This window comes from Photorhabdus temperata, from assembly GCF_025384845.1.
Lineage (GTDB): Bacteria > Pseudomonadota > Gammaproteobacteria > Enterobacterales > Enterobacteriaceae > Photorhabdus > Photorhabdus temperata.
Genome location: NZ_JAJAFX010000018.1, coordinates 74,893 through 87,941, shown reverse-complemented (window position 1 = coordinate 87,941; position 13,049 = coordinate 74,893). Strand labels below are relative to the sequence as shown.

Here is a 13,049-nt window from a genome sequence, read left to right as displayed (position 1 = left end):
ACACCATAAGAACAGAAAACCCGATCAAATTTCAGATTTTCTGTAATGGCTTGTTCCATCCAATCAAAAATATCAGCGCGATGGAATTGGGCCGGAATGCCACTGTCGGCGGATAACTGACGGGCGAAATTAATCGCTTCATCAGAAATATCGACCCCGGTTACATTGGCGCCATAGTGCGCCAAACTTAAAGTATCCTGACCGGAATTACATTGTAGGTGTAAGATATTTAGACCTTTTATATCACCCAGGAGTGATAGTTCCTCTGGATAGAGTGTATTGCCTCCTTGCCTGAAAAAAGCGGCCTGATCACCTTTATGACTGTTATGGGCAGCAGTAGCGGCATTCCACGACAAACGGTTTGCTTCATGCAATTCTTTATTCATCTGTTTTTACCTGTGTCAGATCGAGAATAAATGTATTTATTACCTATGTTGACTGGTAAGAACAATATTACAATAAAAAATCAGAATTATTGTATTTATTTTAATTTTAATGGTAATTAAAAACTCTACTTTGGAAAAATTATCAGTGAATATAACTTCAGTTACATGTTATATTTAATAATATAGTTTACTATGATTTTTTATAAAAATAAGAGCTGTTTAAACAGAGAAGTCAGTATTAAATAATTGTAAGGTCATATAGTAAGTATAGTTATTATTCGTTAGTGAATCAAATTACTTATACTTGTAAATACATGCACTATACTTACTGGAAAATGCTCTATTCCATCAGTTGTCAGAACTTATACCACTCTGGTGTCGTTAGCTTAAATCCCTGATAATCTTGCCAGATCATATTAATACGGCTGAGGCAATTCTGAATTTCTTTTTCTCCAAATGATTGTGCCCAAAGTAAACTAAAGAAAGTGTCACAGGCAGTATGAAAAGCGATTCTTTTTAAAAACTCCTGGCTTGGTTTGCCTGCCAAATAGCCATCTATTTGCCCATGAATAAACGCTGTGCTGTGTAATCGGCTAAATACCATCATCCGGCTGAATTCTTTAGCCGGATCGCCAAAACGATAGCGATTGAAATCAATTATCCACAGTTTTTGTTTGTCATCGATAACCATATTTCCGACATGATAATCCCCATGCAGGAACACTGGATTTATATTATCAAGCAGAGAAAAATTATCTTTTATGAAATCCATAAAGTCTGCTTCATGGGGGATCTTGAGCTCACATTGATTATATCTGGCCAGTTTTTCCTGATAAATATTTTCTGCTTCCTGGCGGGGAGAAATGGTTTGAGGTGGTGCTGCTAATTGATGAATTTTTTGTAAATGCTTTCCAGCTTGTAAACCTGCTTCATATTGCAATTGTTCATTATGTTGTTCCAGCCAATTAATAGCATCCTGTCCCTCGATCCAATTTAGTAAAGAATAAACACTTTGACCGTTGTTGCAAATGCCAAAATTAATTGGTTCAGACATAGGAATATTATGACTAAGTAGTTGTTGCATCCAGAAAAATTCTTGCTGTTTTTTATCTTTCTGGCTGATATCAGCCAAACGTAATAACAGATGTTTACCTTGTTTATCAATAATATGGTATTTCTGATCTTTAGACCAGCCACGATTTTCAGGCTCTATTGCTTGCCAGTTTTCGGCTAATGGGATATCAAATATCATATCTGCATTCCACTGTTGTTGATGAAAGTATAAAATTAAGAGAAGGCATAAAAATGCCGCTCTGAAAAATAATCCAAAGCGGCAAATAGCTTGAGAGCTGCTGTTATTTTTCCGCTTCGCCGCCCAGCGCTTCAATGGTGTTTTTAATCAGCGCACTTAATTCACCAGTCATTAAAATAAAGTCAGCATCAAACCGTTGGGCAAAATCTTCCCGATTGATATCATCATTTTGTTCACGCAGGGTATCACTGAACTTTATGCGTTTGAAAGCACCATCATCTGACAACATAAACTGAATACGCTCTTCCCAGTCGAGAGCCAGCTTGGTAACACATTTTCCGGCTTCAATATGGGTGGCGATTTCATCAGAAACCAGATCTTGTTTTTTACAGCGAATTACCCCACCTTCTTCCAGAATAGCTTTTAGTTCGGCTTCATCCATTAAAGCAAAGCCCGCCGGCAGCTCACCGGAACGTACCCATTCTGTCAGGGTTAATTCTATTGGATCTTTCAATGTCAGAGGAACAACAGGTAAAGAACCGAGGCTTTTTCTCAGTAATGCCAAATTATCTTCGGCCCGTTTAGCACTGGCGGCGTCAACAATAATCAGATTATTGGCTGTATCGATCCAGATATAAGTTTGGCTGAAACGGCTAAATGCCCGTGGCAGCAGGGTGTGCAATATCTCATCTTTCAGAGAGTCTTTCTCTGTTTTTTTAAGTTTGCGATGCTGCTCTCCTTCCAGTTTTTCAATTTTTGCCTGTAGCGCTTGCTTGATAACCGGTGAAGGCAACATCTTCTCTTCTTTACGGGCGCAAATCAGGATTTGATTATTCGCAACATGGGTGAAAGCGTCGCTGTGCGAACCCATTGGCGGCACCCAGCCTGTTTTCGCCATATCCTGACTGCCACATGGGGTGAACGCTAACGGACTTAATTGTTTTTCCAGTTCATCCGCAGAAAGTGAAATTTCCCGGTTTAAACGGTAAATCATTAAATTTTTGAACCACAACATTGAAGTTACCCCATATTTTTGCTCAGTTAATCGGTGAGCATCTCAAACATAAGTCCGCATGATAACGAATCACAGAGATAAGCCCTAGTCTCTTGTGTCAATTTATCCTGAATATAATCCAGTCTTGATTGTCTGTTTAACTCAGGCAATGATGCGGGTAATGAATTGTTTCAGCCAAAATATCAGAATAAAAGGTGAGTTAATACGTATAGGTGTAGATTTGGGTGGCACGAAGATTGAAGTGATTGCTCTTGGCGAGCAGGGGAAAGAGCTTTTTCGAAAACGGGTTGATACCCCCAAAGATAATTATCAGAAAACATTACAAGCTATTGCCGGTCTGGTGACTGATGCAGAGCAGGCAACCGGACAGAAAGGTTCGGTTGGTATCGGCATTCCAGGCGTGATTTCTCCTTTTAATCAAAAAGTGAAGAATGCCAATTCTGTCTGGTTGGACGGGCAGGTTTTGGATAAAGATATTTCCGCTCTGCTTGGACGGGAAGTGCGGATGGCGAATGATGCGAATGAGCTGCTGTTTCAGCAAGAGGTTGCTTGTTATTGAGGTAAGTCAGGATGTACTGAAATCTTTGTTTCAGGTACCGGGCTGATGACGGATTATTTTCGTTTAAGTGGTCAGCATAAGAAAGGCCATGAAATTATTGAAGCAATTGTACTGGGTGATCATATGAATCGAGTTACTTTCAACGTTATGATGTTGCATTTATTATGCAAGACTGCGAAGTCTATTTTATTCCCCATGATGCATTATGTTATTATCCTCTATTTCATAAGTAGTGAAGTTTAACTCCTGTAAAAAGCTGTCATCATGTGAACTAAAAATAACAATTTTCTCTTCTGCGAGAGCAGTCATCAATGCTATTAAAAATGTTATAGAATCTGAGTCAAGGCCATTTGTTGGTTCATCAAAAATATAAACATCTGCTTCCGTAATAAAAGCCGAAGTCAATAAAAATTTCTTTTTTGTCCCAAGTGACATTTTTCCATATTCAATACCAGAATATTTAGATATGCCAAAACCATTTAAATAGTAGTCTAATTGATGTTTTAGATTACTTTTCCGATAATGTTTACCTAGCTTTATCACATCCATTCCAGTAATAAAGTTATAAAAATCAACATTATCTGAGATGTAAAAACCATGCCTTTGTAAACTAAATCGATATGTTTTCTCCTTTTTTATAAAATTAACCATCCCTTTTTTAACCTTATTTACACCAGCAATACTTGAAAGAAAAGCCGTTTTACCCGCACCATTAATTCCCGCAATACGGTTTAATCCAACATAAAAATTACAATTAACGCCTGAAAAAATAGTCTTATCATTAATAATAATTTCCAGTTCAATAACTTCAAGCATAAATAACCCCAAAAAAATATGTAAAAAAGAAAATAACACAAAGAATAATAAGTTTCGTGTACTGTGTTCTTAATAGAGAAATAAATGACAAAAAAACTAAAAGAAAAACATAAGATATAAACATAATAACAGGGAATGATTTAATAACCAAAAAACAAAAAGCAAAAGTTAAAAAAGAAAATAAAAACAAAGAAATACAATAATTATAAAACAAAATTTTCCGCATAGACAAAAAATTAGATAAATATGAAAGATAATTTATTTCAATATATGAAAAATTATAGAACAATAACATGCATATATATGTAACAACACTGAAATATACTAATAATATATAATCAGCCTTGGCTGGAATTTGAGAAAAAGCACTTTCACATAATATATATAATATTATAACGAATAATAACATAATAAGTGACGATATTTTATTTTTATGAAAATAATATCGGAGATTTATAATATAAAGTAATGAAAAAAATCTTGATGAAAGCAACTTCTTGTTTTGATTAATTGGGTAACATAATGTAGGATTTAAATATAATCTAAATGCTATCAATAAAATAGCTAACGTGAAAATAAAATTATATAATATTCCATTTCGGAATGATGCAGATAAAATAAAGAATGCAACAACAAAAACAAAACATAAGAAGTTTAACTCAAATAGACAAAACCCAATTACAGCAAAAGAAATAATCAAAAACAACATAGATGAAAAATAATACAAACAATTAACATTTCCAGAGAAAAAACCCAAGAAAAAGAAAGTAATCATCGGGAAAGCACTGTAAATAAAAAAAACGACACGACAAAGAAATAATGTTTTTTTATCTACCAAAGAAACAACAAATGAATTTTTTATTGCCGTAGGTAAAAATCTTATGTTAACCAAATAAAATAACACATAAATTATTAACGATATCGAAGAGAAATAAAATGACTTTATGTAACTCCCTGGCGTAACAATATTCGAAGACAAAATAATTAAGATTTCAATTATACCACTGGCTTTTGCCGGGAGTAATAAAAAACAGAGAAATATAATGACATTTTTATTCCCGGAAGCAAATTTTTTTATCCTTCCTTTATACTCTAATGCATCAGCTATTATTAAATTCATACACCCCTCTAAAACCAAAATCTAAACAACGTCCTTTGCGAATTTTTTGGAAATCTCGTCCTAGAATGTAAATACAAATAGTTACTAAACACAATACATTGGTTTTCCCTTAAATGCAATCGACATTGATTTTCCTTTTGATGTATAAATATATTGATATCCATAAGCATTGAGTAAACCTCTTCCGTACATTTAAAATTATTGAGTAATGGTGAGAATGATATTCCAATATTATCCTCTATTCTTGAAAATATTCTTTTTTGAAAAAATTTATCATTGTAAAAACGAATAATACATTCATCATTAAATAATAGACTAGACTTTTCTCCATATTTTTTAAAAATAAAATTATAAACAGCACCTGAGTCAACTAATATACTATCACCGCCTTCATAAGAAGGGTGTTGACAATATAATGCAACTATGTCTGGTTGTTTTTCTTCATGCCCTTCATCTGTGTGCACTGGCTGAGAACCATTTGATTCGAAAAACCATCTTGGATTATCAATAAGTTTTATTGTTTCATATTCTTTAAAACCTCTATTCTTATAAGTGATAGGTTTTCCAAATATACGTTCAAGCCATGATGATATATCAAAAACATCCTGATCATTAGAAAAATCAATTATATATACACTCCCATATAAAGATATTTCTTTATAAATCCCATTGCTTAATCTACGTTCAACATCATCCTTATACATATATTTGATTATTTTATTATTGTGTAACTCACTAAAATTATAATAGTCAGAGTTGATGATTTTCTTAATATTATTAAATAAGGGGTAATCATTATACATTATTTTATTTCCTCATAAGATTCAAATAAGTTCAATAAATTTAGAGATTCTTCAAAAATCTCCCTCGAACGTTCAGAAAACATATCTATATTTTCTTTAATAACACTTGACATTTTTTTACACAATCTCACAATTCTATCCGTAGAACCATGATATTTTGCAGATGCATTTAATCCAAACAATTGAGATCTAAAAGAAAGAATCTCTACACCTACTATATAGCTATGAAAAAGCAAATATACAGGAAACATGTTATTACCAAAAACAGATTTAACTCCTTCAACCTCTACATGAATTTTTTTTGTATTTTCATTCATATGCATATTGGCAATATCATCAATAAACAAAATCATATGAGTCAATTGATGAAACATCAATTCAACAAAGTCCTGATAATCAAATTCATCTTTAAAATCCATAGAAGCAAGACCAATTGTTTTTTGTGTTGTACCATTTGTATATGAAGATAGTTTATTTATAATAACGATTTTAATGATCCTATTCATTAATTCATAAATCTTATCATACTTTGACAAAGTATAGAGCCATTCATAAAAAACATTATTTATAAGCATCGAACTGATCTTGGAAGAGTTATTTGCATACTTATCTTTTAATGCAAATAGGTGGTCGTAACAATACGGTAAAGCACCTTCATATGAAGTTATAAGAGGTATATTAGAGTCGGGTATTTTATTAAAAACAGAGTGCTTTTTGATAAATTCATTGTAATAATTCAATGATGTACCATGTAAACCCGTAGTCTTATTAACGAATTCAATAACATTTTCATATCCAATAATATAATACATATAAGCCTCAATAAAAGCTATCTAAGATAAGGTTTAAAATAATGTCATTTGTTAATTTATCACCAACAGATAATCTTACACTATTATCTGTAATCTTTGAATAACCTAATGGAAAAGTACTTATTTTAATCCCATTTTTAATGACTGTATTTTTAAATAAATTAATATTATCAACACTTCCTGAAAAGAAAATAAAATTAGCTTGACTTCTACTTACAGTAATATTATTTAGCTTTGATATCTTATTTATCATAATATCTCTATATTTTTTTATATTTAATATATTCGCTATATTAATTTTACCTTCATTTATAATATTTAGAACTAAATTCATTTTTATATCACACAATGAATATATTAAAGAAAACTTATTAATATATGAAATTAAATCCTGATTTGAAAATATATATCCAAAACGCAATCCTGCAAAACCAATTTTAGAAAAACCACGAAGAACAATGAGATTATCATATTCTGAAGTAAGATTTAATATATTTGAGCCTTGTGTTGAATAAGCTACATATGCTTCATCAATAATGACAGGACACTTACAGTTTTCAACAATACATCTTATTTCATCTACCCCAAATAATACTCCAGTTGGATTATTCGGATTATCAATAATAATTAGTGAGTTTTCATATTTTTGGGATGCATAGATAAATGCTTGTACATCAAGACCAAAATCATTATTTAAAGGAATTTTATGTACATCAACTCTACATATGTTTGCTAATCTCGTAAACATAAAGAATGAAGGATCAGGAATTAATAAATTAGTTTTTTTTGTAGAAAAAGATAATAAAATGGTTTGAATCAATTCCAAAAGACCATTGCCAAGAAGAATGTTTCTATCATAACTAACACCATTAATTTCACATAATTTTTCTTTAATTATATTTGTATCAAAAATAGGATAACGATTTATATTAATTTCTTTTAGATTATCAGAATATAATTTTGAATCCAGTTTTATCTGATAAGGAAACTCCATCAAACTTAAATTTTTATTAACTGGATTAATTTTAAAATCAGGGATTTCATTGTACAACCTGTTCCTATAAAAATAGCGTCTTTTCATGCACATGATATTTACCATACTAATAGATTAATAAACACTTCATCTCATTCTCAACAAAGAAATAATATTCTCACGCTGAAAAAACATATTACAAAATCTTTCTAGCCAAATTATTTATCCATTTTGAATAATCATGCCCCTTATCACGCTCTATTAATGGAGGAAAAACTTTTCTTTTGAAGTCAAAATATTTACTTCTAAGATCACCTTCAGAACAACTGTTGTACGTAAGAAAAATACATCTTCTCCTATTGTGAGATAGATTATCTTTTGACATATGCAATAAAAATGAACTAAAAATCAATAGATCTCCAGCATTAGCTTGAATAGGGTCCCAACCATATTTTTCATACGCATTTTTCAATGCCTTTCCCTCGCTATGAGGAATCAATTTTTTTTCAAATGGCATATTTGAAATATATAAACAACCATTATCTATATTAGTATCATCAACTGGAATCATCAAATTAAACATTTCTTTATTAATGAATCTAGTGAATGCAGGATAATCTTGGTGGGGAGAAAACCCACCTCCGCCGCTTAACTTAAAATTAATTTTATCTTTAAACAGAAAATAATCTTCCATCATAATAAAACATAATAACTCATAAGCTTTTTTTTCAATTTTTTTTATAAAAAAAGCTTCTTTAGCATCAATGAAGTTTTCTATCCTATTAAGTATTTTCTTATTATCAATCACACTGGATTCATAATATTTCATTATTTTTCCGGGAATATCTTCACGATCATCAAGACATTGTACAGTTGCACTAAGTAGTTCTTTTTCCTCATAACATAAAAAATTCTTTATTAGAACATATCCTTTACAATTTAATTCTTCTTTATATTTATTCATCATATCTTATATAACTCCTCTCTTTCAATTACTTCACATATTTTCTTATCTAAATATTCCCTATTACTGTAAATAGAATTAGGATCAGACTTTGATATTGATGACCTAATCCAGTAATCAGGTCTATCAACAGAAATAATTGCTATGTTTATTTTTTTAGCAATAACTGCAACCCAAATATCGGACATGTTTTTTAATTGAAAAGATTCCATTGAAAATGAATAAAGTGATGAATGATAAGCCAATGTGCCAGTACCAGGAACATTTACAGTGATATCATTATCAAGTGAACAGCTAAAATGAATTCCTTTTTTATATTTATAATATGACAATAAAGATTTTCTATCAATTATATTCCCATGTACACATATAAATTGCTGCCGTTTATATTTCTCTATTTTCAATACAAGCTTTTCAATATAGTTTGATGGATAAATTAAATCATCATCAAGTGTAAATAAATACCCAGATTTATTTTTCAATGGAAAAAACTTTGAAGCATCACCATAATCCCCAAACTGAGAACTCATATAGACTTTAATTTTATCTCTATTTAAAAATTGAGGTATCTTTTCGTATCCATTTAAATATACATTTAATTCATCTAACTGTGAATAGATGGAGTTGATAGTAATTTGTAGATTATATTCTCTTTCTGGTATACTTGCTATGGATGCTATTCTCAGGTTCTTATTATCAATTACTAGTTTAGTTGAAGGAACACCTAGAGGAAGTTTATATTTATTCCAAGTCCATACACCATGAGCCTGATAGATTCTTTTTATCTTCACATAATCATTTATATAATCAGAAAACAACATTTCATCTTGGATCCTATTGTATCCATTAGATGTATAGATAGTATTTCTCTTTCCATAGATTTCAATTACAGCATTATGGACAGCAATATGATCATAATGCCCATATTCACCATCTACAGCATGTGTAGTAATGGAATCATATTCATAAATGTTTAGATCCTCTAGAGAGTTACATATAGTCTTAAAATGTTTTTTATTTAAAAAATCCGTTTCAAAATTCTCCCAATCTCCAGATTCATTTAAACCTAGGTTAATAATTTTAGAAAAATAAGGATGTTCATATAGTGCTTGATTTCTTTTCTTATGAAATGACGGTTTATTTTCTCTACCAGAGAAAACTATAATTATGTAGTCAAAATTCTTTGGATTAAACCATATAATTTCATCATCAGGATGTGCAACAATTAGAAAATTCATACTATTTTCCCATACACTTTCTTATATATATTACGAGCAATAGATATCTCATCAACAATAGTAGTATAATCCTCAATATTAGAATCCCTTTCAATTATAACTCCACTGACATCAGTTTTTGAAAGTGCAAATTCATATAATTCCCATACCTCACTCCATATATCATTAGCATGGGTGTCTATAATCATATCAAATTTATATGCGCCACCAGCCAAATGAATTTCGACAACATGATCTAATGGTAGTTTGAGCAAAAATTCTTTCGGATCATAATTATGATTCATTGAGTTAATATATAAGTTATTAATATCTAACAACATACCACAATCACTGCCTTTAATTATTCTATTCATAAACTCAATTTCTGATAAATCAGACATAGGCATTTCATAATAATAGGTAATATTTTCAATTATGAAATCATCACTAACTTGTGATTTTATCTTTTTAATTTTTTCTATTATCTGATATGAACTCTCAATTGAAAACTGTATTGGCATTAGATGCCCAACTTCAATATCTCCATGCCGTGTTGCTGATAAATGATCACTATACCATTGTGGTTTCTTATCAGTAATAACTCTCTTTAATTTATTTATATATTCATCATCCAGACTCTCCTCACTTCCTAATGACATATCAAGTCCATGAAATATAATTGGCACCTCTTTACAACATTTTTCTAAGTAAGGGTCTTCTTCATCCCAAAAAAATTTTTCAGAGTGTACCTCAAGAATATCAATATGCTGGATGTTTTTAAAAATTTCTTTTGAAAAGGACGCCCTATAATTAACGCCAACACCAATTTTTTCATATTTATTCATTACGAATCTCCTTAACACCAAAAAATATTAAACCTTTTGAATTTAGTGTCTCAAGGGAAGATATAAAGGTATTTTTGTCAATACCATAATATTCACCTACCTCATTAAATATATCACTGGCTAATATTGCGTTCTTACATGACAATATAATATGACAAATGATATCACCTATCATACATGAGGTAATTTCTCTAGATTGATCTTTTTTATAAAATAGAATATTATTTCTTTTTTCCATCAACTTATCTTTCAAAACACTCGGAGGTTCCCCCTTACGAAGGAGATCCAATAGTACGCTAATATTTTTAGTGAATTTTTTAATCCTCACAGTTGGATGAGAAATAACAAATACCTTTTCCATCGTACCTATATCGATCTTTGGTGTATAATCCATCCAACTATTATTATTCATATTTTGCAGATCAATTATAAGATGATTCTTTTCTTTTTCATATAATACAATTAGCTCTAATATATCATCTTCAGTTGAGTCAATTATGAAACTACAAAAGACTTCAGATTCAATAATAGGATTTTTTTAACTTCGCTATTAAAAGTAAGACTATTTAAATATTTTTCAAATTCAAATTCAAATTTTTCTTCACCTAAATATTTATACCCAATAGATTTCAATTTGCAGCGCGGCGGCAAGTGAACGCATCCCCAGGAGCATAGATGACTATGTGACTGGGGTAAGTGAACGCAGCCAACAAAGCAGCAACTTGAAAGATGAAGGGTATATATACATTGGGAAGAGCTCCTTTCAGACCATCCATCTTCTTTATTTTCTGCAAAATTGACGAATTAACAAATCTTCCGCCATTCTTTTTAAAAAAATCAATCAAGACTTCTCTACTTTCCAAAGTCATATGATATTTATCCATAAATTTATTTGGATTTTCATACATTTTTATTGAATATTTTGGGTTTGATATTAATTTTGATAAATATATGTTTATTTCTCTTTTATTCATAGTTATATACCTTCCCCCTTAATTCAATAAGGGGGGATTAATTTAGTTATTATGGACAATCAACACTATTACAAAGGACCTCAACTTCTGGCTCAGACTCTTCAATTAATTCGATTTCCATTTTAACTCCTATTACTGATACAGAATTGTTTTGAAAATATTAACTTATAACTAAGTGTTAAAATTTATAAGATTAGATTCATATTATGATATGTCAAATTTTTATCTAAAAGTTATTATGGTAAAATAATAATCATAACCATCTAAAAATAAAAGAATTATAATTCTACATGAACGTTTTAATACTACAATATGAAGAAATTTCATATTATCTTGTAGGGATAGGACATTAGATAACTTTCCATAATGAAACTAAATAATCAAGATGTGTTTAATAAACAGCCAACCCAGAAACACTTAATTCCCTCTTAGACGAAACTAAGGAAAATTTATGCTGAATAAATTCTCCTCTCAAAAAAATAAAAATTCCAGCTTTCAGGCTATTCCTTCAACTTATTGTTTCTTAACCTGTTGCCACATTTGTTCCATCTCTTCCAATGTTGCTGCTTCCAGCGTCTGACCTTTATCTAGGATCAGCTTTTCCACGCCTTTAAAACGACGCTCAAACTTATTACATGCTTTTTGCAATGCCATTTCGGGTTTGTACCCCAAATGGCGCGACAAATTCACAACAGCAAACAGCAAGTCACCAACCTCTTCTTCCAGATGCGGCTCATCAACAACTGTCTGACGAGCCTCATCCATCACTTCGTCGATCTCTTCATAAACTTTGTCTAACACAGGTCCCAGAGTGTCCCAGTCAAAACCGACGGCAGCACAACGTTTCTGCATTTTATAAGCTTTCATTAACGCCGGCAGACCTGCCGGAATGTCGTCAAGGAGCGAATGAAGATCTTTTTGTGCTCTTTCCTGCGCTTTACGTTTTTCCCAGCCACTGATAGCCATGTCACTACTGATATTCTGCTGCTGACCGAAAATATGCGGATGGCGACGCTCCAACTTGTCGCTAATTGCATTGCAGATGTCATCAAAATCAAATAACTGCTGCTCTTTGCCCATTTCAGCATAGAACACCACCTGAAATAGTAGATCGCCCAGCTCTTCTTTCAGATCAGAAAAATCGCCACGCTCAATGGCATCAATGACTTCATAAGTCTCTTCTAATGTATAAGGTGCAATAGTTTTGAATGTCTGTTCTTTATCCCAGGGACATCCCTGTTGAGGATGGCGCAACTGCGCCATAATCCCCAGTAACCGTTCTATAGCGGGTGATTTCATCTTTTGTCCAAATT

The 13,049-nt window shown here is 31.3% G+C and carries 13 protein-coding genes and 1 pseudogene; 1 reads left to right on the top strand and 13 read right to left on the bottom strand.

Annotated elements, in window-relative coordinates; genetic code table 11:
- The 3 genes from LGZ99_RS09160 to rdgC form a co-directional block, all read right to left on the bottom strand.
- Window positions 1–386: class I SAM-dependent methyltransferase (locus tag LGZ99_RS09160; RefSeq protein WP_262979053.1), on the bottom strand; the 386-nt coding region annotated here is incomplete at its 3' end.
- Between the two features lie 355 nt (window positions 387–741).
- On the bottom strand, window positions 742–1,638 hold the full coding sequence (locus tag LGZ99_RS09155) for an aminoglycoside phosphotransferase family protein (RefSeq protein ID WP_051769603.1): 897 nt from the start codon (window positions 1,636–1,638) through the stop codon (window positions 742–744).
- A gap of 103 nt (window positions 1,639–1,741) precedes the next feature.
- Complete coding sequence (gene rdgC, locus LGZ99_RS09150; RefSeq protein ID WP_036840287.1) at window positions 1,742–2,653, bottom strand: recombination-associated protein RdgC; 912 nt, start codon at window positions 2,651–2,653, stop codon at window positions 1,742–1,744.
- A 202-nt stretch (window positions 2,654–2,855) separates the two neighbouring features.
- Here rdgC and LGZ99_RS09145 point away from each other — a divergent pair.
- Window positions 2,856–3,332 (top strand): annotated as a pseudogene (locus LGZ99_RS09145) (ROK family protein); the annotation flags it as partial.
- A gap of 66 nt (window positions 3,333–3,398) precedes the next feature.
- Here LGZ99_RS09145 and LGZ99_RS09140 read toward each other — a convergent pair.
- From LGZ99_RS09140 to mazG, 10 genes are all read right to left on the bottom strand, one after another.
- Window positions 3,399–4,028 (bottom strand): ATP-binding cassette domain-containing protein, encoded by a 630-nt coding sequence (locus LGZ99_RS09140; RefSeq protein WP_036840285.1) that lies wholly within the window; start codon window positions 4,026–4,028, stop codon window positions 3,399–3,401.
- 1,128 nt (window positions 4,029–5,156) lie between these two features.
- Window positions 5,157–5,951 (bottom strand): TauD/TfdA family dioxygenase, encoded by a 795-nt coding sequence (locus LGZ99_RS09135; RefSeq protein WP_021323110.1) that lies wholly within the window; start codon window positions 5,949–5,951, stop codon window positions 5,157–5,159.
- Complete coding sequence (locus tag LGZ99_RS09130; protein WP_023046248.1) at window positions 5,951–6,763, bottom strand: hypothetical protein; 813 nt, start codon at window positions 6,761–6,763, stop codon at window positions 5,951–5,953. Before LGZ99_RS09130 ends, LGZ99_RS09135 begins: the two co-directional genes overlap by 1 nt.
- Window positions 6,764–6,770: 7 nt before the next feature.
- Window positions 6,771–7,844, bottom strand: coding sequence for a pyridoxal phosphate-dependent aminotransferase (locus LGZ99_RS09125; protein ID WP_160171162.1), 1,074 nt, complete (start codon window positions 7,842–7,844; stop codon window positions 6,771–6,773).
- Between the two features lie 88 nt (window positions 7,845–7,932).
- Entirely contained in the window at window positions 7,933–8,703 is a 771-nt protein-coding gene (locus LGZ99_RS09120; protein WP_036840281.1) for a phytanoyl-CoA dioxygenase family protein, read from the bottom strand.
- The gene (locus LGZ99_RS09115) at window positions 8,700–9,938 is read right to left on the bottom strand and encodes a PIG-L family deacetylase (protein WP_023044107.1); all 1,239 of its coding nucleotides are present in this window, start codon (window positions 9,936–9,938) and stop codon (window positions 8,700–8,702) included. Before LGZ99_RS09115 ends, LGZ99_RS09120 begins: the two co-directional genes overlap by 4 nt.
- Window positions 9,935–10,762, bottom strand: a complete 828-nt coding sequence (locus tag LGZ99_RS09110; protein ID WP_023044108.1) for an MbnB/TglH/ChrH family RiPP precursor modification enzyme — start codon at window positions 10,760–10,762, stop codon at window positions 9,935–9,937. The genes LGZ99_RS09115 and LGZ99_RS09110 overlap by 4 nt, the downstream gene beginning before the upstream one ends.
- The gene (locus LGZ99_RS09105) at window positions 10,755–11,174 is read right to left on the bottom strand and encodes a hypothetical protein (protein ID WP_036840279.1); all 420 of its coding nucleotides are present in this window, start codon (window positions 11,172–11,174) and stop codon (window positions 10,755–10,757) included. The genes LGZ99_RS09110 and LGZ99_RS09105 overlap by 8 nt, the downstream gene beginning before the upstream one ends.
- A 217-nt stretch (window positions 11,175–11,391) precedes the next feature.
- Window positions 11,392–11,736: a hypothetical protein gene (locus LGZ99_RS09100; protein WP_262979052.1), complete on the bottom strand. Its 345-nt coding sequence runs from the start codon at window positions 11,734–11,736 to the stop codon at window positions 11,392–11,394.
- Between the two features lie 513 nt (window positions 11,737–12,249).
- Window positions 12,250–13,035 carry a nucleoside triphosphate pyrophosphohydrolase gene (mazG, locus tag LGZ99_RS09095; protein WP_036840275.1) on the bottom strand — a complete coding sequence of 262 codons (786 nt, stop codon included), beginning with the start codon at window positions 13,033–13,035 and terminating at the stop codon, window positions 12,250–12,252.
- Between the last annotated feature and the right edge of the window lie 14 nt (window positions 13,036–13,049).